This is a genomic window from Aeromonas rivipollensis (assembly GCF_037811135.1).
Classification (GTDB): domain Bacteria; phylum Pseudomonadota; class Gammaproteobacteria; order Enterobacterales; family Aeromonadaceae; genus Aeromonas; species Aeromonas rivipollensis.
The window spans coordinates 3,909,490-3,933,330 of record NZ_CP149130.1; the positions used below are offsets into that span (position 1 = coordinate 3,909,490).

27 protein-coding genes are annotated in these 23,841 nt (G+C 62.6%); 8 read left to right on the forward strand and 19 right to left on the reverse strand.

All coding sequences use genetic code 11. The annotated features are described in order from the left end of the window. Positions 1 to 19: 19 nt before the first annotated feature. The 5 genes from WIR04_RS17750 to glnK all read right to left on the reverse strand — a co-directional run bounded on the left by WIR04_RS17750 (position 20) and on the right by glnK (position 5,318). The gene (locus WIR04_RS17750; RefSeq protein WP_338888681.1) at positions 20 to 925 is read right to left on the reverse strand and encodes a Dyp-type peroxidase; all 906 of its coding nucleotides are present in this window, start codon (positions 923 to 925) and stop codon (positions 20 to 22) included. A gap of 78 nt (positions 926 to 1,003) precedes the next feature. After that, positions 1,004 to 2,035, reverse strand: a complete 1,032-nt coding sequence (locus WIR04_RS17755) for an ABC transporter ATP-binding protein (RefSeq protein WP_338888683.1) — start codon at positions 2,033 to 2,035, stop codon at positions 1,004 to 1,006. 29 nt (positions 2,036 to 2,064) lie between these two features. Then, positions 2,065 to 3,690 (reverse strand): iron ABC transporter permease, encoded by a 1,626-nt coding sequence (locus WIR04_RS17760; RefSeq protein ID WP_338888685.1) that lies wholly within the window; start codon positions 3,688 to 3,690, stop codon positions 2,065 to 2,067. A gap of 39 nt (positions 3,691 to 3,729) precedes the next feature. After that, positions 3,730 to 4,737, reverse strand: a complete 1,008-nt coding sequence (locus WIR04_RS17765; RefSeq protein WP_080675062.1) for an extracellular solute-binding protein — start codon at positions 4,735 to 4,737, stop codon at positions 3,730 to 3,732. 242 nt (positions 4,738 to 4,979) lie between these two features. Beyond that, complete coding sequence (gene glnK / locus WIR04_RS17770) at positions 4,980 to 5,318, reverse strand: P-II family nitrogen regulator (protein WP_005332325.1); 339 nt, start codon at positions 5,316 to 5,318, stop codon at positions 4,980 to 4,982. 201 nt (positions 5,319 to 5,519) lie between these two features. Between glnK and arfB the strand changes: the two genes are divergently transcribed. Continuing rightward, a complete protein-coding gene (gene arfB / locus WIR04_RS17775) occupies positions 5,520 to 5,936 on the forward strand; it encodes an alternative ribosome rescue aminoacyl-tRNA hydrolase ArfB (RefSeq protein WP_005332323.1) in 417 nt (138 codons plus the stop codon). A gap of 27 nt (positions 5,937 to 5,963) precedes the next feature. Beyond that, positions 5,964 to 6,458, forward strand: coding sequence for a methylated-DNA--[protein]-cysteine S-methyltransferase (locus WIR04_RS17780; RefSeq protein ID WP_338888689.1), 495 nt, complete (start codon positions 5,964 to 5,966; stop codon positions 6,456 to 6,458). Between the two features lie 330 nt (positions 6,459 to 6,788). On the opposite strand, the gene WIR04_RS17785 is transcribed toward WIR04_RS17780, so the two are convergent. The 8 genes from WIR04_RS17785 to WIR04_RS17820 form a co-directional block, all read right to left on the reverse strand. Next, positions 6,789 to 7,985, reverse strand: coding sequence for a NupC/NupG family nucleoside CNT transporter (locus WIR04_RS17785; RefSeq protein ID WP_338888691.1), 1,197 nt, complete (start codon positions 7,983 to 7,985; stop codon positions 6,789 to 6,791). Between the two features lie 182 nt (positions 7,986 to 8,167). Further along, the gene (locus tag WIR04_RS17790) at positions 8,168 to 9,103 is read right to left on the reverse strand and encodes a LysR family transcriptional regulator (protein ID WP_338892627.1); all 936 of its coding nucleotides are present in this window, start codon (positions 9,101 to 9,103) and stop codon (positions 8,168 to 8,170) included. Positions 9,104 to 9,185: 82 nt separating this feature from the next. Beyond that, a complete protein-coding gene (locus tag WIR04_RS17795) occupies positions 9,186 to 9,722 on the reverse strand; it encodes a glutathione peroxidase (RefSeq protein ID WP_338888693.1) in 537 nt (178 codons plus the stop codon). A gap of 59 nt (positions 9,723 to 9,781) precedes the next feature. After that, positions 9,782 to 10,345 (reverse strand): NnrU family protein, encoded by a 564-nt coding sequence (locus tag WIR04_RS17800; protein ID WP_338888695.1) that lies wholly within the window; start codon positions 10,343 to 10,345, stop codon positions 9,782 to 9,784. 202 nt (positions 10,346 to 10,547) lie between these two features. Continuing rightward, positions 10,548 to 11,681 (reverse strand): glycerate kinase, encoded by a 1,134-nt coding sequence (locus WIR04_RS17805; protein ID WP_338888697.1) that lies wholly within the window; start codon positions 11,679 to 11,681, stop codon positions 10,548 to 10,550. Between the two features lie 9 nt (positions 11,682 to 11,690). Next, a complete protein-coding gene (locus WIR04_RS17810) occupies positions 11,691 to 12,953 on the reverse strand; it encodes a GntP family permease (protein WP_025325674.1) in 1,263 nt (420 codons plus the stop codon). 119 nt (positions 12,954 to 13,072) lie between these two features. Next, positions 13,073 to 14,188, reverse strand: a complete 1,116-nt coding sequence (locus WIR04_RS17815; protein ID WP_338888700.1) for a sugar diacid recognition domain-containing protein — start codon at positions 14,186 to 14,188, stop codon at positions 13,073 to 13,075. Continuing rightward, on the reverse strand, positions 14,175 to 14,324 hold the full coding sequence (locus WIR04_RS17820; protein WP_371160489.1) for a sugar diacid recognition domain-containing protein: 150 nt from the start codon (positions 14,322 to 14,324) through the stop codon (positions 14,175 to 14,177). Before WIR04_RS17820 ends, WIR04_RS17815 begins: the two co-directional genes overlap by 14 nt. Before the next feature lie 209 nt (positions 14,325 to 14,533). On the opposite strand from WIR04_RS17820, the gene WIR04_RS17825 reads away from it, so the two are divergent. From WIR04_RS17825 to WIR04_RS17835, 3 genes are all read left to right on the forward strand, one after another. Beyond that, complete coding sequence (locus WIR04_RS17825) at positions 14,534 to 14,908, forward strand: YacL family protein (protein WP_025325672.1); 375 nt, start codon at positions 14,534 to 14,536, stop codon at positions 14,906 to 14,908. 50 nt (positions 14,909 to 14,958) lie between these two features. Next, complete coding sequence (locus WIR04_RS17830) at positions 14,959 to 15,255, forward strand: hypothetical protein (protein ID WP_025325671.1); 297 nt, start codon at positions 14,959 to 14,961, stop codon at positions 15,253 to 15,255. A gap of 194 nt (positions 15,256 to 15,449) precedes the next feature. Further along, positions 15,450 to 16,280 carry a CPBP family intramembrane glutamic endopeptidase gene (locus WIR04_RS17835; RefSeq protein ID WP_338888705.1) on the forward strand — a complete coding sequence of 277 codons (831 nt, stop codon included), beginning with the start codon at positions 15,450 to 15,452 and terminating at the stop codon, positions 16,278 to 16,280. A 77-nt stretch (positions 16,281 to 16,357) separates the two neighbouring features. Here the strand turns inward: WIR04_RS17835 and WIR04_RS17840 are convergent, their stop codons facing one another. The 5 genes from WIR04_RS17840 to WIR04_RS17860 form a co-directional block, all read right to left on the reverse strand. Then, on the reverse strand, positions 16,358 to 16,777 hold the full coding sequence (locus tag WIR04_RS17840) for a DUF4426 domain-containing protein (RefSeq protein ID WP_338888707.1): 420 nt from the start codon (positions 16,775 to 16,777) through the stop codon (positions 16,358 to 16,360). 4 nt (positions 16,778 to 16,781) lie between these two features. After that, entirely contained in the window at positions 16,782 to 17,090 is a 309-nt protein-coding gene (gene yggU, locus WIR04_RS17845) for a DUF167 family protein YggU (RefSeq protein ID WP_025325668.1), read from the reverse strand. Beyond that, positions 17,090 to 17,641, reverse strand: a complete 552-nt coding sequence (locus WIR04_RS17850; RefSeq protein ID WP_025325667.1) for a YggT family protein — start codon at positions 17,639 to 17,641, stop codon at positions 17,090 to 17,092. Before WIR04_RS17850 ends, yggU begins: the two co-directional genes overlap by 1 nt. 23 nt (positions 17,642 to 17,664) lie before the next feature. After that, positions 17,665 to 18,489, reverse strand: coding sequence for a pyrroline-5-carboxylate reductase (gene proC, locus WIR04_RS17855; protein ID WP_338888711.1), 825 nt, complete (start codon positions 18,487 to 18,489; stop codon positions 17,665 to 17,667). A gap of 126 nt (positions 18,490 to 18,615) precedes the next feature. Next, the gene (locus WIR04_RS17860; RefSeq protein ID WP_338888713.1) at positions 18,616 to 19,317 is read right to left on the reverse strand and encodes a YggS family pyridoxal phosphate-dependent enzyme; all 702 of its coding nucleotides are present in this window, start codon (positions 19,315 to 19,317) and stop codon (positions 18,616 to 18,618) included. A gap of 39 nt (positions 19,318 to 19,356) precedes the next feature. Here WIR04_RS17860 and tapT point away from each other — a divergent pair, with 39 nt between their 5' ends. From tapT to yaaA, 3 genes are read left to right on the forward strand one after another with little or no spacing between them, the layout of a single operon-like run. Continuing rightward, positions 19,357 to 20,391, forward strand: a complete 1,035-nt coding sequence (gene tapT / locus WIR04_RS17865) for a type IVa pilus ATPase TapT (RefSeq protein WP_025325664.1) — start codon at positions 19,357 to 19,359, stop codon at positions 20,389 to 20,391. 26 nt (positions 20,392 to 20,417) lie between these two features. Then, complete coding sequence (locus WIR04_RS17870) at positions 20,418 to 21,527, forward strand: PilT/PilU family type 4a pilus ATPase (protein WP_338888716.1); 1,110 nt, start codon at positions 20,418 to 20,420, stop codon at positions 21,525 to 21,527. Between the two features lie 32 nt (positions 21,528 to 21,559). After that, complete coding sequence (yaaA, locus tag WIR04_RS17875; protein ID WP_338888718.1) at positions 21,560 to 22,333, forward strand: peroxide stress protein YaaA; 774 nt, start codon at positions 21,560 to 21,562, stop codon at positions 22,331 to 22,333. 182 nt (positions 22,334 to 22,515) lie between these two features. Here the strand turns inward: yaaA and srmB are convergent, their stop codons facing one another. Further along, complete coding sequence (gene srmB, locus WIR04_RS17880; RefSeq protein ID WP_025325661.1) at positions 22,516 to 23,739, reverse strand: ATP-dependent RNA helicase SrmB; 1,224 nt, start codon at positions 23,737 to 23,739, stop codon at positions 22,516 to 22,518. Between the last annotated feature and the right edge of the window lie 102 nt (positions 23,740 to 23,841).

Consider the following 23,841-nt stretch of genomic DNA (forward strand, 5'->3'; position numbering starts at 1 on the left):
GTGCGATCCGCAAGTGGACTTAGTTGCCCCGGGCGACCAGAAAATCGATGGAGGGGGCGAAGAAGGCCGCTCCTGTCACCGCCCTGGTGAAGCGCAGCAGGTGATCGAAGTGGCTGCCCTCTCCCTTGTACATGCTGGCCAGCATGGCATTGAAATGCAGCGGAGTGCGGCAGCAGGAGATGAAGTAGAGCCCCTGCTCGGTCATGGTGCCCCAGGGCATGCTCTGGCGCAGTATCTCCATGGACTCTCCCTTCGGGGTCTTGAGGTTGACCCGCTTGATGTGGGAGGTCAGGGGCTTGTCGGCCGACTCGTACTCGATGTTGTCCGCCTTGGTACGGCCTATGATGTCCTCCTGCTCCTTCAGCGCCAGCTTCTCCCAGTCGCTCATGGCATGGACCCAGCGCTGGACATGGACATAGGATCCGCCGGCAAACTCGCCCCCCTCCAGCAGCGCCACCTCGGCCCTGTGCTCATCCTGGGGGTTCTCGGTGCCGTCGACGAAACCGGTCAGGTCGCGGCAATCCAGATTGCGGAAACCACGCACCTCTTCGGCCAGCGCCACCAGCCCGGCCAGCAGCGCCATCACCCGCTGCCCGGCGTGATGGAGCACATCGACCCGATCCGCACGCAGTTGCACAAAGAGATCAAAGGGGGTACTCGGCGCCTCCTGGCCATTGGCCTCCTGCGCCATGAAGCCACGGAACAGGGGCGGACGGGCGACAGGGTAGATAGCATCCCAACCTTCGGCGCCGACGGCGACCAGACCGCTGAAACCGGCGTCGGGGAAATCGGCACTCACCGCATCCCACAGAACCGGCAGCTTGGCCAGACGGGCCGCCAGCTCGGCACCGTCACCGGTGCGATTGAACATCAGATAGAGGGCATGCAGATTCGGCTCTGCGCAGATCCCGGCTTGGGCTTTCATTTCTCTCTCCAAAGACATTGGCTATGGGCGTGGCGCGATTATAAACCGGAACGGGGTCAATTCCTTGATTTCACATCACTATATAGGGTCAAACAACACCAGCGAATGGGGGGCCACAGTGACGCGCGCCCTCTCTCCCTCAAGGGGTTCCCCTATGCTGGCTTCCAGCTGCTGACCGGCACATTCCACCAACACCCGGCAGTGATGACCGAGGAACTGCTGCTCCCGCACCAGCAAGTCGCCGTCAGCGGCGGCCGTCAACACCAGCTGCTGGGGCCTGAGCATCAGCTGCAGCCGCTCTCCCGGGGCGCGGCCGTGTGGTTCATGGCCACAGATGACCCCGAGCGCTGTCTGCACGCAGTGGCTGTCCACCACCTCGGCCGCCAGATAGTTGACCCCGCCGAGAAACTCCGCCACGAAGCGGTTCTCGGGGCGGCGATAGAGCTGCTCCGGCTGCCCCACCTGCTCGATATGACCGGCCCGGAACAGTGCCAGCCGGTCGGCGAAGGCGAACGCCTCCTCCTTGCTGTGGCTGACGAAGATGGCGCCTATCCCCTGACGCTTGAGCAGGGCGCGGATCTCGAGGATCAACTTCATCCTCACCTGGGTGTCGATGTTGGAGAAGGGCTCGTCCAGCAGCATCAATCTGGGCTTGCAGACCAGGGCACGAGCGATGGCAACCCGCTGCTGCTGGCCACCGGAGAGCTGATGGGGATAGCGCTCCCCCAGCCCCTGCAGATTGACCAGGGTCAGCGCCTCCTCGATCTGCTGCTGGCGGCTATCGCGAGGCACCCGGGTCAGCCCGAAGCCGATGTTCTCGGCCACCGTCAGATGGGGGAAGAGGGCGTAATCCTGAAAGATCATGCCGATGTGGCGACGCTCAGGCGACACCGTCACGCCGGGCCCGTCCAGCAGGGTATCCCCGAGACGAATGCTGCCTTCCGCCAGCGGCAACAGGCCGGCGACGGCCTTGAGCAGCGTGGTCTTGCCACAGCCACTCGCTCCGAGCAGGCAGACGATCTCGTTGTCGGCCACCGTCAGGGAGAGCTGTTCCAGCACGTTCTGGCCGTTGTAACGGCAGCTTACCTTCTCTACTTGCAAGCAAGACACGACTCAGTTCCTCTCGTTTCGCAGCAGACCTAATGGCCCGGGCTGTCCAGACTGCGGTTGACCCAGATAAGCGGCACCAGCCCCACCAGCACTATGACGATGGCGCCGAGCGCCCCCCGCTCCAGCATCTCGTCCGAGACGAACTGGTAGACGTGGGTGGCCAGGGTCTCGAAGTTGAACGGCCGCAGCAGCAGGGCCGCGGGCAGCTCCTTCATGGATTCAATGAACACCAGCATGGCGCCGGCAAAGAGGCCGCGCCGTACCAGCGGCAGATGCACCCGCCGCAGCATGCCCCCCGTCCCCTGTCCCAGGGTGCGGGCCGCCATATCGAGGCTGGGGGAGATCTTGCCCATGCTGCTCTCCACCGAGCCGATGGCGATGGCCACGAAGCGCACCAGGTAGCCGAATACTATGGCGGTGAGGGTGCCGGTCAGCAGCAGACCGGGCCCCTGCATCCCGAGCCACTCGGCCAGATCGTTGAGGCCAAAATCCAGCGCCGTCAGCGGCACCAGTACCCCGATGGCGAGCACTGTACCCGGCATGGCATAGCCGGTGGCGGCGATGCGCAGGGGGAGCAGGCTGCGGGTGCCGCCATCGAGGCGGCGGAAGAAGCCGAGCAGCAGGGCGATGGCCATGGCGAGCAGGGCAGTCAGGGCCGAGATGAGCAGACTGTTGCCGGCGAAGCGCACGAACTCCGGCGTCCACGACAGTGCGAAATAGCGCACCCCGTAGTCCAGCAGAATCACAAACGGCAGGCCGAAACCGGCCAGCACCAGTCCCCAGCACCAGAGCCCGGCCAGCAGACGGCTGGCCCCCTTGAGGGGGTAGCGCAGGGGCTGCTCATGACCCATGGATTTCTGGAACACCTGCTGGCGCTGGCGGGAGCGGCGCTCCAGGGCGATGAGCAGCACCACCGCCAGCAACATCAGGCAGGAGAGACGGGCGGCGGTGGCCAGGCTGCCATAGCCGAGCCAGGTGTCGTAAATGGCCGTCGTCAGGGTGTTGATGGCAAAGAAGTGGACGGTGGCGAAGTCCGCCAATGTCTCCATGCCCACCAGCGACGCCCCCACCATGATGGCAGGACGGGCCAGGGGCAGGCTTAGGCGACGAAAGCTCTGCCAGGGGGTGCAGCCGAGCAAGCGGCTGGAGTGAATGAGGCTGACCGACTGCTCCAGAAAGGAGGCGCGCGCCAGCAGATAGACATAGGGGAAGAGCACCAGCGCCAGCACCCAGGCGGCACCGCCGAGAGAGCGGATGGCCGGGAACCAGTAATCGGTCGGGCCCTGCCAGTCAAACAGGGATCTCAGCCCCGCCTGCAGCGGGCCCGAGTAGTCGAGCAGGTCGGTATAGACATAAGCCACTATGTAGGAGGGCATGGCCATGGGCAGCATCAGCGCCCACTGCAGGGCGCGGCGCCCCGGCACCTGGCACATGGCGACCAGCCAGGCGGTGGGCACCCCGAACAGCAGGCTGAGCAGCACTACCCCCAGCACCAACCCTGAGGTGTTGCCAAGGTAATCGAGCAGCACCGTGTCGGCGAGGTGGCGAAACAGGTCTCCGTCTGCCGAGAAGGCAGAGAAGATGAGGGCAAGCACCGGCAAACCCAGCAGCAGGGCGGTGGCCCAGCTGCCGGCAATCCATCCAAAATTTTTCATGAGACCACAGCGATTGATGGGGCCTTAGGCCCCATCTGATTACAAGTCGAATTTCACTTCATCCAGCAGCTGCAAGGCGTCCTTGCGGTGCTTGGCATAGTCGCTGACCGGCATGGGGTCAGACTTGAAACTCCCCCAGGACTTGACCATGGCGGAAGGCTCGACCCCGGCCTTGACCGGATACTCGGCATTCACGTCCGCATACATGTGCTGGGCGGTGTCGCCAGAGAGGAACTCCATCAGCTTCTGGGCGGCTTCCTTGTTCTTGGCGTACTTGGTCATGGCCACACCGCTCACGTTGACGTGGGCACCGCGATCAGCCTGGTTCGGGAAGTTGATGTAAACCGCCTCGGCCCAGGATTTCTGCGCCGGATCTTTCAGCATGGCGCCCAGGTAGTAGCTGTTGCCGAGGGAGACATCACAGATGCCGTCCTTGATCGCCTTGACCTGATCCCGGTCGTTGCCTTGCGGCTTGCGCGCCAGGTTGGCCTTGACCCCTTCCAGCCAGGTCTTGGTGTCCGCCATGCCGTGATGGGCAATCATGGACGAAACCAGCGCCACATTGTACTCGTGCTTGCCGCTGCGGGTACAAATTTTTCCTTTGAATTCAGGCTTGACCAGATCTTCGTAGCGGATGGTGTCGAGCTTGCCGAGACGATCCTTGCTGGAGTAGATGGCGCGCACCCGGGTGGTCAGGGCAAACCAGCGGTTGTCCGGATCACGATAGATGGAGGGAATGTTCTCCTGCAGCGTCTTGCTGTCTACCGGCTGCACCAGATCCTTGTCCACCAGATCGGTCAGACGGCTGATGTCGACGGTCAGCATCAGATCCGCCGGGGAGAGCTTGCCTTCCCGCTCCAGGCGCTCGTTCAGCCCCTCTTTGGCAAACACCACATTGACCTTGATCCCGGTCTCTTTCTCGAACTGCTGGATGATGGGCTTGATCAGCTCATCCTGCCGATTGGAGTAGACATTCACTTCAGCGGCGGCAAAGGCCGACTGGGCAAGCAGCGAGGAGAACACCAGCGCCAACATCTTCATTTTCATCATCCATTCCTTGTCTGTGCATAAAGTGATAACTATTTTCGTTTGCATTCTGCATGAATCAGGATGAGAGGATCAAGGCGGTTTGCAGAGGTAAGGCCACATATTTAATCGGCGCCAAAACAAAAAGACCGGATGGAATCCCACCCAGTCTCTCCATGATCACGCATTCTCTTTTGCTATCGGTCCGGCAGGGCCTGAGCGCTCAACCCGGTCGGCTCAGTGGCCGGAGTCCTAGCACGGCATCACAGCGCCTCGTCGTCGCTCTCGCCGGTACGGATGCGCACTGCCTGCAGCAGGTCATAGACGAAGATCTTGCCGTCCCCTATCTTGCCGGTATAAGCCGCCTTGCAGATGGCCTCGATCACCCCTTCCACGTTTTCGTCGGCGGTGGCGATCTCCAGCTTTACCTTCGGCAGGAAGTCGACCTGGTACTCGGCCCCCCGGTATAATTCGGTGTGCCCCTTCTGGCGACCGAAGCCCTTGACCTCGGACACGGTCAGACCCTCGACGCCCAGGTTGGCGATGGCCTCGCGCACGTCGTCCAACTTGAAAGGTTTGATAATCGCAGTAATCAGCTTCATCTGGTTGCTCCCAATCCATGGTATGTCATGAATGGGTCATCAATTCTTGTGCCAAGTATTTTTATTGTTTATTTTCATAAAGATAGACATTAACCCTTGAGCCGTTTCGGCTCAGGATCACCAAGGAAGCGCATCTCGCCCCATAATGAGGCACCAAGCTGCACCAGACTCCCTTGATGCACCAAATGAGAGCATCACCCCATGTTAGTCATCTCCAACAGCGTGATCATTCCCTGGCATGAGCTGCAGTTTCAGACCATGCGCGCCCAGGGTGCCGGGGGCCAGCACGTCAACAAGACGGACTCCGCCGTCTGGCTGCGCTTCGATTACCGCGACTCCCCCAGCCTGCCGGATCTCTACAAGGAGGGGCTGGAGAAACTGAGCGACAGCCGGGTCCACGATGGTTTCATCCAGATCAGGGTCGAGACCCACCGCAGCCAGGACATGAACCGCAAGGAGGCCATGAGCCGCCTGACCGAGCTGCTGAAAAAGGCCGCCTGGCGCCCCAAGGCCCGCCATGCCACCAAGCCGACCCGCAGCTCCCAGCGCAAGCGGGTCGACGCCAAGAAGCGCAAGGGCGAGATCAAGTCGGCCCGTGGCAAGCCCGGGATGGAGTGAGCCGTTCAGGCCGAGGAAGAGAGATCCATGAGATACAGTTTTTGTGACAGCGCCCAGGGCCCCCTGCTGGTCGCCATCGATCAGGATGGCCTGCGCTTCGTGGAGTTCCTGCAGGGGGAGCAGCCGGTCACCCCGACAGCGGAATGGCAGCGGGACGATGTGGCCCTGGCCCCCTACCTCGAGCAGTTCGAGGCCTACTTTGCCGGCCGTCTGCGCCGCTTCACACTGCCGCTCGCCGCCAGAGGCACCCCCTTCCAGCAATCGGTGTGGCACGCCCTGTGCGACATCCCCTACGGCGAGACCATCAGCTATCTCGAGATAGCCCAGGCCATCGGCAACCCCAAGGCGGTACGGGCCGTTGGGGCGGCCAACGGCCGCAATCCGCTCAGCATCATAGTGCCCTGCCACAGGGTGATAGGCAGCAGCGGCGCACTGACGGGATACGCCGGCGGCATTCCCATCAAGCGCTGGCTGCTGGCATTGGAGCAACAGACTGTCGACAACTTCACGCTGACTCCCTGACCCCTGGTTAGCCGGCAGCATCCCGTTCACAACGCTGGCTGCTGGCACTGAAGCTGGGGAAAAGAGGCTTCGAACCGACGCTACCGGGCGTTTAGCAAAATGAACATAGTATGAAGAATCGCCTCAGAAGGGCTTCAGACAGGGTCAGGCATCATGGCTTCACACTTGGATGGCACGGCTCATCCCTCATTCAAGTGGCACCCATGTGACGCTTCCAATCTGTCTTTTTTCCCCGCGCCTCCTCTGAGGCGCTTTTTTTTTGCCCGAACGCAGCCACAAGAAAGCCCGCCGAAGCGGGCTTTTATCTGAAAGTGCGAGTCTCGAGGCCACTCAGAGGGCGAGGAACAGACCCGCGAGTGAAGCGCTCATCAGGTTTGCCAGCACCCCCGCCAGGATGGCACGCATGCCGTAACGGGCGATGAAGGACTTGCGCTCCGGCACCATGGCCCCCAGGCCGCCGATAAGGATCGCCATGGAGGAGATGTTGGCGAAACCGCACAGGGCGAAGGTGACTATAGCCTTGCTCGACTCGTTCAGGGTCTGATCCTGTACCAGGGCGATGAAGGCGACGAACTCGTTGATGACAATCTTGGTGCCGATAAGCGCCCCAGCTGCCTGAGCCTGATCCCAGGGCACACCGATGAGCCAGGAGACGGGGGCGAACAGCCAGCCCAGGATGATCTGGAAGCTCAGATCCAGCCCCACCAGATCACCGGCCCAGCCCAGCAGGCCGTTGAGCATGGCAATCACCCCGACGAAGGCCAGCAGAGTCGCGCCCACCGCCACAGCGATATTGAGACCGGACATGGCGCCATCGGCCGCCGCTTCAATGACGTTGGTGGCGCGGGGGATCTCCACATCCTGATGGTGATCCACCTCATCGGCACCGGGCGGCACCAGGATCTTGGCCATGGCCAGGCCGGCAGGCGCCGACATGAAGGCGGCGGCGATCAGGTATTTCAGCTCGACCCCTATGCTGGCATAGCCCACCAGGGTGCCACCGGCCACTGAGGCGAGACCGCAGCTCATCACCGCGAAGAACTGGGAATCAGACATCCTGGAGAGGTAGGGCTTGACCACCAGGGGCGCCTCCACCATGCCGACGAAGATGTTGGCGGTGGCGGAGAGGCTTTCGGCACGGCCGGTGCCCAGCAGCTTCTGCAGGCCGCCCCCCAGCAGGGCGATGACCCGCGGCATGATGCCTATGTGGTAGAGGATGGCGATCACCGCGGAGAAGAAGATGATGACCGGCAGCACGTTGAACGCGAAGATGAAACCCAGCTTGAACTTGGCCAGGTCGCCGAACAGGAAGGCAATCCCCTCCTGGCCGTAGCCGATCACGCTGCTGACGCTCTCGCTGACGCCGTTGAGCACCTGCTGACCCGCAGGCAGCCAGAGCACCAGGGCGGCGAAGAGGACTTGCAGGCAGAGGGCGAGACCCACTGTTCTCAACGGGATACGACGACGATTATCAGAGCAGAGTGCGGCTAGCGCCAGGATACTCAAGATGCCGAGCAGGGCGATCATAGGGATTCCATCTAGTGGGACTGAAGATGGGCGCGGATTCTGCTCCCCTGCCCCCATCACTGCAAGCCCACCTGGTTACAACCCTGTTAGCAAAAACGTTTGCACGATATCGGTTGCGCCAACTGGCTGATTTGGCTCGTGTTTGGTATCAGGCGAAAGTCAGTGTTCTTGTATGGAAACGATTATTCCTCCACACCGGACAATCTGCCCCCAAGCCAGGGGGCCAGCCGCTGCGCCCAATAGGGTTCGGGGCCGAAGCTCTCCTTGAGGAAGTCGATGAAGAGGCGGATCTTGGGATCCAGGTGCTCCCGCCTGGCATAGACGGCGTGCACCGCCATCTTCTGGTTCGGGCGCCACTGGGGCAGCAGGGGAATGAGCTGACCGGATTGCAGCTCCTTGTCCAGCAGGTAGTTGGCAACATAGGCGATGCCGAGCCCGGCCAGGGCGGCATCCCGCACCGCCTCCGCCAGATCCACCCTGTAGTTGCCGGCCACCTGCACCGTCTGGCGCTCCTTGCCCTGGCGAAACGACCACTCGTGGTAGCGCCGCTCCCGGCTCTGGTAGGTGATGCAGTTGTGCCTGGCCAGATCCCTGGGGTGCAGCGGGGTACCGTGGCTCAGCAGATAGTCCGGCGAGGCCACCAGCACGAAGCCGATGTCCGCCAGCCGCTGCCCCACCAGCCCCTCGGGCTTGTCCTCGTAGGTGGTGATCCAGAGATCCAGCCCCTCATCCACCAGGTTGGTTCTGTGATCGAACAGGGAGACTTCCAGCTCCAGATCGGGGTAGCGCGCCTGGAATGCCTTGAGCCGCGGGATCACGTGCAAGCGGCCGAAAGACTGGCCCACGCCAAGATGAAGCACGCCACTCACCTTGCCGCGTCGCTCCGCCACCATGGAGTCAGCCTCCAGGGCCACCGCCATCAGGGCGCGGCAGTGACGGGCATACTCCTGACCGAGTTCGGTCAGGGAGAAGCGGCGGGTGGTGCGTTGCACCAGCTGGGCCCCGAGCTCGGTCTCAAGCTGGGCCAGCTGCTTGCTGATGTGGGACTTGGATACCCCGAGCCGCCGCGCGGCGGCAGAGATGCCCTGCTCGCGGACCAGGGCATCGAAGATCACCATTTGGGGAAGACGTTGCAGCACGGGATAACCAGAGTGGGTGGCGGGCCCCCATTATTCCAGAACCGCCCGCCAGGGGGTAGGGTCAGCGTCCCAGCGCCTGGATCAACTGCTCCTTGAGGGGATCATCGGCCGGATTCTGGTTTGCGCCATAGCTCGCAATCAGCTTGCCATCGCGGCCCACCAGGTATTTGTGGAAGTTCCAACTGGGCGCATCCCCATCGGCGGCGGCCGCCAGCCCCTTGAACAGGGGCACCGCATCGGCGCCACGCACCGAGACCCGGTTGAACATGGGGAAGGTCACACCGTAATCCCGGCGGCACACCTCGGCGGTCTTGTTCTCATTACCCGCCTCCTGCCAGAAGTCGTTGGAGGGGAACCCCAGCACCATCAAGCCCTTGTCCTTGTAGCTCTGATAGAGCGCCTCCAGATCCCGGAACTGGCCGCTGTAACCACAATAAGAGGCGGTATTGACCACCAGCACCACCTTGCCCTCGGTCAGTTGGCAGAGGTTGTGGCGCTGGGTATTGTTGAGCTCCCGCATCTCCACATTGAAGTAATCGGGACAGGCGGCAGATGCCGCGCCAGATCCGAGCAACAGCAGCAGGGTGAACCATTTCATTGACGTGACTCCTCGGGTTTTCTCCATCATACGCGAGATCCCCGAACAAGGTTCAGGGATCAGTGCAGCGGGATCCCGGTCAACCAGCCGTGGCCCCAGAAGATGAGCAGGGCCGTGAGCGCCAGACCGGCGCCCACGCTGATCCCCGTCCCCTGCCAGGTGGCCGCAGGCCTCGGCTTGGTGCGCCAGTCCCGCACCGAAATCCAGACGATGCTGACCAGCGCCCAGGCGCCTAGCCCCCCGAACAGCACCAGGGAGCGTGCCTCACTGTTGACCGCCAGATGGGCACAAGCCCAGAGCAGGGTGCCGAGCAGCTGGGGGTGTACCAGCCAACGCCTCAGGTGGTTGGGCCCCTGGCCGGCGCACAGCAGGATCAGCGCGACCGGCATGGACGCCATCACCAGCATGGGCCCCCAGGCAGGCAGGAAATAGAGCGGCATGGGGCTGGCGCTGCGCCAGCCGGCGAGGATGCAGCCGATGGCGACGAACACCAGCAGCGAGAAGAGTCCCTTGTAACGGTTCTCCCCCAATCGATCGCGCAGGCGGGCACGGTGCGCCGCGGCGAAGCAGGGATAGAGATGGATAAGGGTAAATAGCAGTACCCCCAGGGTCAGCAAGATCATGGGTTGCTCCTTGTACTATGGGGGATCACTATGCCGCAAAGCCCCCTGGCAGAATACAAAAACCATATAAAAGACAGCAGGATAATAAAAAAGCCGATCCTGGGATCGGCAAGGTGCGTCAGAGGGTCCGCCCTCAGGCGAGCAACCACATCCGCTACACGGGGCAGGGTGTGGCCGGTGACGGGTACCGGCCAGAAGAGGGTTAACGACGCAGCAGATAGAGGGCGGCGACGTTGCGGGCCGTGAGCTGCAGGTTGGTGGTGGCGGTTGCGATCGCCTCCGGCAGGGACATGGCCCGGTTGACCACGGCGAACACTGCGTCGATGCCATGGTCATGGACCACACCGCAATCGTCGGTGAGGCAACCGGCGATGCCGATCACCGGCTTGCCAAACTGCTTGGCGCAGCGTGCGACACCGATTGGCGTCTTGCCGTGAATGGTCTGGCTGTCGATGCGCCCTTCCCCTGTGATGACGAGATCCGCATCGGCCACTTCATCGGCCAGCTTCAAGGCTTCGATCACTATCTGGATGCCGGGCTTGAGCTCGGCCCCGAGCAGGCCGACCAGGGCGGCGCCCATGCCACCGGCGGCGCCCGCCCCCGGCAGCTCCTTCACCTGCTTGCCGAGGGCCTGCTCGATGCAGTCGGCGTAGTGGGCCAGATTGGCGTCCAGCTGCTGCACCATCTCGGGGGTCGCCCCCTTCTGCGGGCCGAACACGGCGGAGGCGCCTTTCGGGCCGCACAACGGGTTGTTCACATCGCAGGCCACCTCGATGACCAGCTCGCTCAGGCGGGGATCCAGCCCGCTCAGATCGATGGTGGCCAGCTCGGCCAGGCCGGCACCACCCAACTCGATGGCAGAGCCATCCGCTTTGAGCAGCTTGCCGCCGAGCGCCTGGATCATGCCGGCACCGCCGTCGTTGGTGGCACTGCCACCGATGCCGAGGATGAGGTGAGTGACCCCCATTTCCAGCGCGGCCAGGATCAGCTCTCCTGTACCCAGGCTGGAGGTGAGCAGCGGATTGCGCTGCTCCGGTGCTACCAGATGGATACCGGAGGCCGCCGCCATCTCGATGACGGCACGCTTGCCATCCCCCAGCAGGCCGACGAAGCCTTGCACCTTGTTGCCGAGCGGTGCAGTCACCTCGACCGGCAGTATGTGGCCGCCGGTGGCATCCACCAGTGACTGCACAGTGCCCTCGCCGCCATCGGCCATGGGCAATTTGACATAGGTGGCATCCGGCAGCACCAGCTTGAAACCAGCCTCGATGGCATCGGCCACCGCCATGGCGCTCAGACTCTCCTTGAATGAATCGGGGGCAATAACAATTTTCATATCAATTCCTTAGGCGAGGCCAAACACGCCAAACATCAGGGTGGAGACAGTTGCAATGGTCAGACCGACCGCGGTTTCGTACGGGATGAGCTTGAGGCGCTCACCCACCCCCATGTGGACGCTGCCACCGGTGGCGTGGAAGAAGGAGCCGTGGGGCATGTGGTCAAATACGGTGGCACCGGCATGGATCATGGCGGCCCCCGCCAGACTGCTGATCCCCAGCTCGATCAGGGTGGAGCTGAACACGTTGGAGGCCACCACTGTACCGGCCGTGGTCGAGGCGGTCGCCAGCGACATCAGGGCGCCGGAGATGGGGGCCAGCAGGTAGGAGGGCAAGCCGGAGGCGGTCAGGCCGCTGATCAGCACATCCTTCAGACCCGAGTTGGCGATGATGCCCGCCAGGGTACCGGTCCCCAGCAGCATGATGGCCACCGGTGCCATGCGGGCCAGACCCGAGACGGCAAACTGGTTCACCTTGCTGAACTTGCCCATCATCAGGGCGCCGACCAGGCCGCCGAGAGGCAGGGCGATGAGGGGATCCACGACTATGCCGGCCACCGGGCGCAGGGCCAGCAGCAGTATGGCGACCAGGGGGGCGCTGATGGCGGCGAAGAAGCCGGGCAGCTTGCCACCGTCAAAGTTCACCACCTCGTCGGCCGCGACCTTGCTGCCCCGTTTGTTGAGGCGCTTGGCCAGCCAGTAGGCCATCACCAGCCCGAACAGGCCCGGGATGATGCCGGCCGCCATCACAGAGGTGAGAGGCAGATGGAAGGCGTCGGACGCGGCTATGGCGTTCGGGTTGGGGGACATGACGTTGCCCGCCTTGCCGCCCCCTATCATGGCCAGCAGTATGGCGGCCTTGGAGAGATCGGCGCGACGGGCGATGGCGAGCGCTATGGGAGCGACAGTGATGACGGCCACGTCCACGAAGACGCCGACCGCGGTCAGGATCAGGGTGGCCAGCGCCAGGGCCAGCAGGGCGCGGGTCTCGCCGAGTTTGCGGACGATGGTCTCGGCGATGGTGGTGGCGGCCCCCGATTCGATCAAGACACCTGCCAGCACACCGGCCGCCAGGATCCGCATCACGGCCGTGGTGATCCCCTGGGCGCCGCCGATCATCAGGGCGACGGTCTGGGTCAGGTCGGCGCCGCCGATCAGGCCACCGGCCAGGGCACCGACTATCATGCCGTAGGCAGGCGGCACCTTCTTCAGAATGAGGAAGATGGCGATGGAGAGCGCAGCGAGAGCACCGAGCGCGGATACAGGGATCATGACGGGCACCTTGAGTGGAAGTAAGTGGTGGCCATTATGGTGATCCCCGCCCGGAATGCTTTGGCTGAAAAACCAAAACTTGCGCTTAGGTAGCTTTGATTTTTGTTCAAATGAACAAGTCAGCCGTCGAAATTAAGTCCGAGGTAAAGCAGGAATTTGTCATCTAACCTGTTGAAACTTAAGCCAGTTATCTGTTCTATCCGGGTCAGCCGGTAACGCAGGGTATTGGGGTGGATGAAGAGCGTTTCGGCACAGGGATGCAGATCACAATCCTGCAAGAAATATTGGCGCAGTGTCTTTTGCAGCGTTCCCTTTGCATCCTCCTTTGCCAGCTTGAGCAGGGGGGCCCGCAGCTGATCCGCCTGCCAGGAGTCCGCCAGGCTCCCAAGCAGCACCGGCAGGCGGTAATCCTCGAAGAAGTAGACCTGCTTGCGCGGCGCCTGGCTCATGCCTCGGCGCAGGGTGTCGCGGGCGGTCTGGTAGGAGCGCGCCAACCCGCCCGTCCCGGCGAAGTAATCACCCACCCCGATGCGCACCTTGAAATGGGGAATGCGGGCCAGCAACTGCTTGATGCGGCTACGCTCCTGCGCCGATTGCCAGACGCCGTCGCTGAGCTGGGCCGGTTTGAGCACCACTATCTCGTCCAAGCCGTTGATGGCCACCAGATTGTCCCGCTCCGGATTCTCCAGCAAGTGCACCAGCTCCCGCAGCCGGGCGGGATCGGCCTCCTCCAGCGCCAGCACGGCGACGACGCGAGGCTGGGCCAGATCGAGATCGAGGAAGCGGGCCGCCTGCTGCAGCTGATCGGCCCGTCCCTCGCCGCGGATGAGCTGCAGCACCAGCTCCTCCTTGTGGCGCTTGTCCCACTGCAGCTGCTCGGTGAGTGCCGCCTGCTCCAGGATCAGCTCGGCTGTCATCCGCACCAGCTCGGCGTAAGCACGCACTTCCTCCGGATCCCCCGAGATGCCGATGACCCCGAGCAACTCCCCCTGATAGGCGATGGGCAGGTTGATGCCGGGTCTCACCCCCTTGAGCTGCTGGGCGGTCGCTTCGCTGATCTCCACCACCCGATTCTCGGTCAGCGCCAGCACGGCCCCCTCGTGACGTTGATGGAGCCGCTCGGGATTGCCGGAGGCGATGATAAGGCCGCGCTCGTCCATCACGTTGACCGAGAACGACAGTATCTTCATCGCCCGGCTCACTATCTGACGGGCAAGGGTGTCATTGAGCTGCATAACATCTCCGGATAGATGGCAGAGGGTTGCCGGAGGCGATGATAAGGCCCCTTTCGTCCATCACGTTCACCGAGAACGACAGTATCTTCATCGCCCGGCTCACTATCTGACGGGCAAGGGTGTCATTGAGCTGCATTGCCTCTCCATACCATTCGTTGACAGGGCCCCCGGGTGGCCTGGATCGGGGGGACAGACCCGTTAAAGATCCCACATCATCAAGACAAGCGCGGGGGGGATCGCTAGAATAGGCCACTTTACGCTATCTGTGCCCCACCCTGGATCATGGATCCGGCGTCACGCCGCTCCGTGTTGTGGTGGCTCCACCCTTCCGATAGGGACTCCGCTATGGACTATGAATTTCGCCGCGACCCGTTCGGTGGCTATCGCGCCCGGTTCTCCATGGGCCATGAGGCCATAGGTCAGTGGCTGATCGATGAAGTTGGCAAGGATGAGGAGACTCTCGACGAGCTCTTCTCCATCATCGACCAGCTCTCCAATCGAACCCGCACGGAGTACAGGCGTCACGGCGGTGACTATTCGCTGCTGCTCACCCCTGAAGAGGCCGAGGTGAAAGCCAACGTCCTCAATATCGAGCTGGATGAGGATCTCGACGATCTCGCCTACTACGATGATGAGCAGCTGGCCATGTGCGGACTGGAAGACTTTGCCCAGGTGCTCGGCTCCTGGCGCGCCTTTATCCGCAACGAGGATATGGGCTGAATACCCACATTTCGGGCGAGCATGCCCCTTGCAACCCAACAGGATTGACTATGTCCATTTACGATTTTGATGACGAACTGCCGGAAGACGAAGAACAGGAATCCAGCCAGAAAGCCGCCGTGCCTGCCAAGAAGAAAGGCAAGCAGGTGATGAATACCCAGGTCAACCTGAGCCCGCGTGATGCCAGCCGCCTGAACGGCCTGCACGTCGAAGCCATCACCACCCTGGACGACGTCAGCCTGCCGAAGAACGTCATCTTCAAGGCTGGCCTCATCGCCCTGGGCGAGCTGGAAGCGAGCAAGCGTGCCGACATCATCGCCCGCGTCATCGCCGAATCCGGCCGTTAATCTGGCTTGGCCCCTTCATCCGGGCCACCCCCTGTTCACAAAGCCGGAGCCTTTGCTCCGGCTTTTTTATTGTCCAGGCCGGTCAGCTCTGTCGGCAAAAAGGAGCACAACAGGGCTCCGACCAGTCCATTGCGCCTTGTGCGAGAGACAGAGGCTGGTTAAGGTGCGCCCCTTGGAACCCACAAGGAGACTCAATGTTACCACTCCCTGATACCCTCATCTGGCTCGCCCTGGGACTGGCCGTGCTGCTCTGCCTGGCCCGCCAGCAGAGGAGCGGTCTGATCCTGCTGGGGGTCGCCCTGCTGACCGCCCTCTGGCTGGAGCGACTCAGCCCCGTCGCCGCGCTGGTCAGCCTGGCCGGTCTCTTGCTGGCCTGGCGCACGCCCCGCCTGCCCCAACCCTGGCGTGGCGTCGCACTGACGCTGGTACTGCTGTGGGCCATGGCCCTGACGCTGCACCTGGTGCCGGGCTTTGACAACCTCAAGGTGCTGGATCGGGTACAGGCCGGCCCCGCCAGCGTCCCTTTCACCCTCTACCTGAATCTGGACAAGCCGCTCATCTTCTTCGGCCTGCTGCTGGCCTGGCCCGCCCTGCTCGGCCCGGGCGGCGCGATGCGCTGGCGACCGCTGGCCCTGCTCATGCTGCCGCTGGCGGCCCTGCTGATCACCGCCTGGCTGCTGGGGGCCCTCAAGCCCGACGGGGGGCTGCCCCACTGGTGGTGGCTGTTCGCCTTCAACAACCTGCTGTTCACCTGCGTGGCGGAAGAGGCGCTGTTTCGCGGCCTGATCCAGCAAGGGGTGGCGAGCCGAAGCAAACCCTGGCTCGGTCTCCTGGTCGCCAGCCTGCTGTTCGGGGCCGCGCACCTGGCCGGTGGTCCGCTGCTGGTGCTGTTTGCCGCCCTGGCGGGGGTCTGTTACGGCCTGGCATTCCAACTCAGCGGACGGCTGAGCGTCGCCATACTGCTGCACTTCCTGTTCAACTTCGCCCACCTGGCCCTGTTCACCTACCCGCTGGCCAGCCGCTAAATGCGGAGGCAGGCTCTCACCGGATAAAAAAATGCCCCGAACCTGCGGGTTCGGGGCATTTTCATCGCATCCGGAAGCTAGTCGACGTAGAAGGTCTGTTGGAAGGTCAGCGTCTGCTGCTGTCCCTCCCCCATGATCTTCAGGGTGAACTGGTAGGTATCCTCGTTCCGGTAGGGCAGCACCGCCAGGTAGTAAATGGAATCCCCCTCCTTCACCTCCTGGAAGCTCAGGGTACGTATGGTACCGGTGAGGTTCTTGGCCTCGCCGCTGATGCCCACCGCCTGAGCCACCCCTTGCTTGTTCTGCACCGCAATGTTGACGATGCCGTTGTAGCGGCTGCGCTCCAGGCCATAGGCCTTGGCCACCTCAGGGGTGAGGAAGCTGGAGTTGAAGGCGCTGTAGTGAACCTGCCAGGGACCCAGCTCCTTCATCTGCTCGGCCCGCACCGGCAGCGTCATCAAGAGCGCCAGCAGGCAGCTCATCCAGAGTGTTTTCATGATGTCATCCTTCTCCTGTTTCACTCTCCAGCAGGGCGGCGATCTCGGCGGGGATCTGTCTCGGTGCCTCGATGGCGACCGTCTTGTGCCGTCCCAGCTCCCCCCGCACTATGCGGACCTGCCCCTTGGCCACCTTGCACTGCTTGGCCAGATACTTGATCAGATGGCTGTTGGCCTGACCATCCACCGGCGGCGCCGTGATGGCCACTTTCAGCTCGTCCCCGTGCAAGCCGACGATCTGATCCCGGCTCGCCTTGGGCTGGATCATCAGGTGCAGTATCAGCGCGTCCCCTTCCCGCAGGACGGCTGGCATCAGATCATCCACCACAGCTGACCGAACAGATCCCCCAACAGATAGTTTATGGCCTGCAACGCGATGAAGGCGACCAGCACCGAGAGATCCAGGCCACCCAGCGCCGGCAGTATGCGGCGGATAGGTGCCAGGAAGGGCTCGGTCAGCTGATGCATCACGTACTCGATGGGGTTGCGACCCTGGCTGACCCAGCTCAGGATGGCGCGGATCAGCAGCACCCAGAAGATCATCGAGCCCGTCTTCTTCAGAATGGTAAGCACCGCAAACAGGCTGAGGGTCAGCCAGTCGGTCAGCAGCACGTTCATGCTCTTGAGCAGCGCCAGCTTGGCGAAGGCGATGATGAGCGCCAGCAGCACCGAGGCCATGTCCAGTCCGCCGAAGCCGGGGATGATACGGCGCAGCGGGATCACCAGGGGGTTGGTCACCTTGACCACCATCTGGCTCATGGGGTTGTAGAAATCGGCGCGGGCCCACTGCAACCAGACTCGCAGCAGCACCACCATGAGGTAGAGATCAAAAATCGTGTTAATCAAAAAGTAAGCCGTGTTCATCCGGGCTCCTTGCTACAAAAGGTTCAGAAAAGGGTTTCCATCTCGGCGGCCCGGGTGACGGCCGCCTGCATGGCACGAGCGGTCAGCGGCTTCAGCCCCTGCTCCTGGAATGTCTTGACGGCCTCGGCCGTGGTGCCGCCCTTGCTGGTGACCTGCTCGCGCAGGGTCTGCAGGGAGAGCCCGGGGTTCTGCTCCACCATGGCGGCGGCGCCAAGGGCGGTCTGCTGCACCAGCAGACGGGCCTGCTCGGGGGAGAAGCCCATGGCCTCCGCCTCCTCGGCAATCCCCTGCATGAACAGGAAGAAGTAGGCCGGGGCGCTGCCCGCCGCTGCGATGACGCCGTTGATGCCAGACTCCTGCGCGACCCAGAGAGTCTTGCCGACGGCCTGCATCATCTGCTCGGCGAAGTCGCGATCCACCTGTTCTATGCCGGCCGGGGCATAGAGGCCCGTCATCCCCAATCCCAGCAGGGAAGGAGTATTGGGCATGGTGCGGATGATGCGGGCATGTCCCCCCGCCATCTCCTGCAACCGCTCGACCTTGATGCCGGCGGCGATGGAGACGAGCAGCTTGCCTTCGAGGGAGCCCAGCTCGGCCACCAGCGCCTCCAGCATGGCCGCCATCAGCTGGGGTTTGACCGCCAGCACTATGACCTCGGCCTCACGGGCCGCCTCGGCGTTGTTCTGGGTGATGCGAATGCCGAACTGGTCAACCAGCTCGTCCAGCTTGGGCCGGCTGGGGTTGGCGGCGGTTATCCGTCCGGCCGGGTAGCCCGCCTGGATGAGGCCGGCAATGATACTGCGGCTCATGTTGCCTGCCCCGATGAAGGCGAGGGTTCTCTGCTGCATCAAACACTCCTGTAACTGACATCGCAGCGGATGTCGACCCAGCCTGTGCGGGCTGACACCGGCATCACACGCGCCTGTTTACCTGAAAAAAAGCACGGCCGGGGTGTTTCTCGCCCCGGCTATTGCTCATGAATAATCACGGGCACCGAAGATGGCGGTGCCGACCCGGACCATGGTGCTGCCATGGGCGACGGCGGCCTCGAGATCCTCGGTCATGCCCATCGAAAGGGTGTCGACGCTCGGGTATTGTTGCGCAAGCTCGGTGAACAGAGCCTGCATGCGCCGCATCTGCGCGGCCAGAGCCGCCTCGTCGCTGGTGTGCTCCGGGATGGCCATCAGGCCACGCAGCACCAGTCGCTCGCTCTGGTCAACCAGGGCAGCCAGCCGGAAAATCTCTTGCTCCGACGTACCGGATTTGCTGCTCTCTCCGCTAATATTGATTTGCAGACAGACATTTAGCGGCGCCAACCCGGCTGGACGCTGGTTGTTGAGGCGCTCGATGAGTTTGTCACGATCGACGCTTTGCACCCAATCGAATCGCTCCGCCACCAGCCTGGATTTGTTCGATTGCAGCGGGCCGATAAAGTGCCACTCTATGTCTTGGCAGGCCGCCTGCTCACGCAGGGTATCTATCTTGAGCGCGGCCTCCTGGGCATAGGATTCGCCAAAGCGGCGCTGACCGGCGGCATAGGCGGCCTGGATGTCTTCAAGCGGCTTGGTCTTGCTGACCGCAAGCAGCTGGATATGATCGGCGCCACGGCCAACTCGCCTGGCGGCCTGTACAATACGTTCCTTTACCTGAAGCAGGTGCTGGGCAATCTGGCTCATATTTCGTTCGTGATCTTGTGATGGGAGAATAACAAATCTATGGATATCACAGAGTTATTGGCTTTCAGTGTAAAGCATAAGGCCTCGGATCTACACCTCTCGGCCGGGGTTCCCCCGATGATCAGGGTTGATGGGGAGGTTCGCAAGATCAATTTGCCCGCCCTGGATCACCGTGAAGTACACGCCCTCATCTACGACATCATGAACGACCACCAGCGCAAGGAGCTGGAGGAGAATTTCGAGGTGGACTTCTCCTTCGAGGTACCCGGCATGGCGCGCTTTCGGGTCAACGCCTTCCAGCAGGCGCGAGGCTCTGGCGCCGTGTTTCGTACCATACCGAGCACAGTCCTGACCCTGGAAGATCTTGGGGCGCCGGAGATGTTTCGCAAGATAGCGGAGTTTCCCCGCGGCCTGGTGCTGGTCACGGGCCCGACCGGTTCGGGCAAGTCCACCACGCTCGCGGCCATGGTCGATTACATCAACGACAACTTCCACCACCACATCCTCACCATCGAGGATCCCATCGAGTTCGTGCACGAGAACAAGCGTTGCCTGGTCAACCAGCGCGAGGTACATCGCGACACCAAGAGTTTCGCCAACGCCCTGCGCTCGGCCCTGCGTGAAGATCCGGACATCATACTGGTGGGGGAAATGCGCGACCTGGAGACCATACGCCTCGCCATGACGGCGGCGGAGACGGGCCATCTGGTGTTCGGCACCCTGCACACCTCCTCGGCGGCCAAGACCATAGACAGGATCATCGACGTCTTCCCCGGCTCGGAGAAGGACATGGTGAGATCCATGCTCTCCGAGTCCCTGCGGGCTGTCATCTCCCAGACCCTGCTCAAGCGGATCGGCGGTGGCCGGGTGGCGGCCCACGAGATCATGCTGGGGATCCCGGCGGTGCGAAACCTGATCCGGGAAGACAAGGTCGCCCAGCTCTACTCCGTCATCCAGACCGGGATGACCCACGGCATGCAGACAATGGATCAGAGCCTCAAGCAGCTCGTCAACCGGGGCGTGGTTGCCGCCCTCGATGCCAGGGCCAAGGCGGCCGACCCCAACAGCATTTAAGATGCTTTCACCACCAAGGAGACACTATGAACATGGATGTTCTGCTCGCTGCACTGGTTGAACAAAAGGGCTCGGATCTCTTCATCACTGTCGATGCCCCTCCCACCCTCAAGGTCAACGGGCGGCTGGTACCGCTCGGCGATAAACCCCTGGACAGGCAGGCGGCGCTGGCCCTGGTCAGGGAGAGCCTGGACGAGGCGCACTTCGAGCGCTACCTGCATAGCCGGGAGGCAAACTACGCCATCCACCGTGAAGGGCTGGGGCGATTTCGGGTCAGCGCCTTCTGGCAGCAGGATATGCCGGGCATGGTGCTGCGCCGCATCGAGACCCGCATTCCCACCTTCGAAGAACTGACGCTGCCCCCCATACTGCAGGAGGTCGCCATGGCCAAGCGCGGCCTGGTGCTGTTCGTCGGGGCAACGGGCGCCGGCAAGTCCACTACCCAGGCGGCAATGATCGGCTACCGCAACCAGCACGGCGACGGCCACATACTGACGGTGGAGGATCCGGTGGAGTTCGTCCACCAGCATGGGCGCTGCCTGGTGACCCAGCGGGAAGTGGGGATCGACACCGAGTCCTTCGACGTGGCGCTCAAGAACTCCATGCGCCAGGCGCCGGACGTCATCCTCATCGGCGAGATCCGCAGCCAGGAGACCATGGAACTGGCCATCCAGTTTGCCGAGACGGGCCACCTCTGTCTCGCCACCCTCCACGCCAACAATGCCAACCAGGCGCTGGATCGCATCCTCCATCTGGTGCCGCAGGAGAAGCATCGCCAGTTCCTGTTCGATCTCTCCTTCAACCTGCGCGCCATAGTGGCACAGCAACTGCTGCCCTCCCTTCACGGGCAGCGCCGTGTCGCCGCCTTCGAGATACTGCTCAACACCCCGCTCATTACCGACATAGTCCGCAAGGGAGAGGTACACAGGCTCAAGGAGGTGATGACCAAATCCGGCGAGCTCGGCATGCAGACCTTCGATCAGGCGCTGTTCGCCCTGTTCTGCGCCGGCCAAATTGGCTACAGTGAGGCCCTTGCCCATGCCGACTCCGCCAACGACCTGCGACTGCTGATCAAGCTGTCGGGTCGCGAGCAGCTGGGTGCAGGCACACTCGACAACGTGACCCTGGATGAATGAGGGGCGTGCGTCACCGCTAGTAAAGGACAGTTATGCTGATTGTGGTTTCCCCGGCCAAGACGCTGGATTACGAGTCGCCGCTGGTGACCTCCCGTTTCACCCTGCCCGAGCTGCTGGATCACTCCGCCCGGCTGATCCACAGGGCCAGGCAGCTGACCCCGGATCAGATCGCCAGCCTGATGAAGATCAGCGACAAGCTGGCGGGGCTCAACGCCGCCCGTTTTGCCCAGTGGCAGCCGGATTTCACCCCGAGAAATGCCCGCCAGGCGCTGCTGGCCTTCAAGGGTGATGTCTACACCGGCCTGGCCGTTGAGGATTTCAGCGAGGCAGACCTCGACTTTGCCCAGGGGCACCTGCGCATGCTGTCCGGCCTCTACGGGGTGTTGCGACCGCTGGATCTGATGATGCCATACCGGCTGGAGATGGGGATCCGCCTCGACAACGAGCGCGGCAAGGATCTCTATCAGTTCTGGGGTGACATCATCACAGAACACCTGAACAAGGTGCTGGCCGCACAGGGCAGCGAGGTGCTGATCAATCTGGCGTCTGACGAATACTTCAAGTCGGTTCGCCCGGGCGCCCTGAAGGGCCGCATAGTGACTCCGGTGTTCAAGGACGAGAAGAACGGCCAGTTCAAGATCATCAGCTTCTACGCCAAGAAGGCTCGCGGCATGATGGCCCGCCACATCATCAAGCACCGGCTGACCGAGGTGACCCAGCTGACCGGGTTCAATGAGGCTGGCTACTATTTCGTACCGGAAGAATCAGACGACCGCACCCTGATGTTCAAGCGCGCTGAAAATTAATTACAAACGGAGGGAACCAAGTTCGGGATCCCCGGGTCTGAACCTATGAATCCTCTGTTGTAAGCACTTTTTGTTGGCCGACGTTCATGCGTCGGCTTTTTTCTGCGCGCTGATCTCCACAGCCCGGGCGACAGGCAGCAAAACGGCCATCCGAGGATGGCCGTTGCAGCGTCAATGGGGCATTACTTCTTTTTCTTCTTGGCGCTCTTTTTCTTGCCATCCTTCGGCTTTTTCTTCTTCACCGGCACCCGCGCCTCCTTGTGCCTGGGGCGCAGCTCCTCGATCACCCGGCGCTTGAGGCGCTCCTCGGTGTAGCGCTCTATCTTGGCCACCATGGCCATGTCGTGGGCCTCTACCAGGCTGATGGCGCAGCCACGGTTGCCGGCGCGACCGGTCCGGCCGATACGGTGGACGTAGACGTCGGTGCCGTAGGGCATGTCGTAGTTGATGACGTGGCTGACGTTGGGCAGGTCGATGCCCCGGGCGGCTACATCGGTGGCGATGAGGAAGGGCACCTCCCCTTCATGGAACTTGCGGATCGACTCGACGCGCTTGCTCTGCTCCATCTCGCCACGGATCCAGGCACAGGGGACGCCGGCCGCCTGCAACTGGCCGGAGAGCTCCGCCAGCCGCTCGCGGGTCTTGACGAAGACAATGGCCTTCTGGGTCTGGGGATCCTTCAGAATGTGGATCAGCAGCGCCAGCTTGTGGGCGGCGTCATCGGCCAGGTGCACCCACTGGGTGATGGGCCGGCGCTCGCTGCGGGGCGGCTCGGCATGTAGCTCCACCGGATCTTTGAGGATCTCGCTCGCGAACTTCTCGAGACCGGCCCCTTCCAGGGTGGCGGAGAAGAGCATGGTGTGCTTGCGGTAACGGGCCTCTGCCACTATGCGGTTCACATCCTTGATGAAGCCCATGTCCAGCATGCGGTCCGCTTCATCCAGCACCAGCACCTCGATGTCGTGGCTCTCGAACTCTTCCTTTTCTATGTACTCCAGCAGGCGACCCGGGGTGGCCACCACTATGTCGGTGGTCTTGGTCAGTGCCGGCAGTTGCTCCTCATGACTGACGCCGCCGATGATGGTCTCGATGCTGAGATGGGTATGCACCGCCAGCGCCCTGGCATGGGCACTGACCTGCAGCGCCAGCTCGCGGGTCGGGGTCAGGATCAGCATGCGGCACGGGCCCGGCTTGCGACGCGGGAAGTCCAGCAGGTGCTGCATGGCGGGCAGCAGGAAGGCGGCTGTCTTGCCGGTACCGGTCGGAGCGGATGCCAGAATATCGCGGCCGTCCAGGGCTGGCTCCAGCACCATCTGCTGAATGGTGGTGGGGCGGGTGAATCCCATCTCGGCCAAGGCCCGGTTGAGGGCTGGATTCAGGTCGAAATCATCAAAGGACTGGCTCATGGCAATACTCGGTCATTAAGGAAACGGCAGATTATAGGCGATTATGCCGCCGGCTCCTATGGCGACTGTGGCTTAGCCGCTATAATCGCCGACCATTTTCGC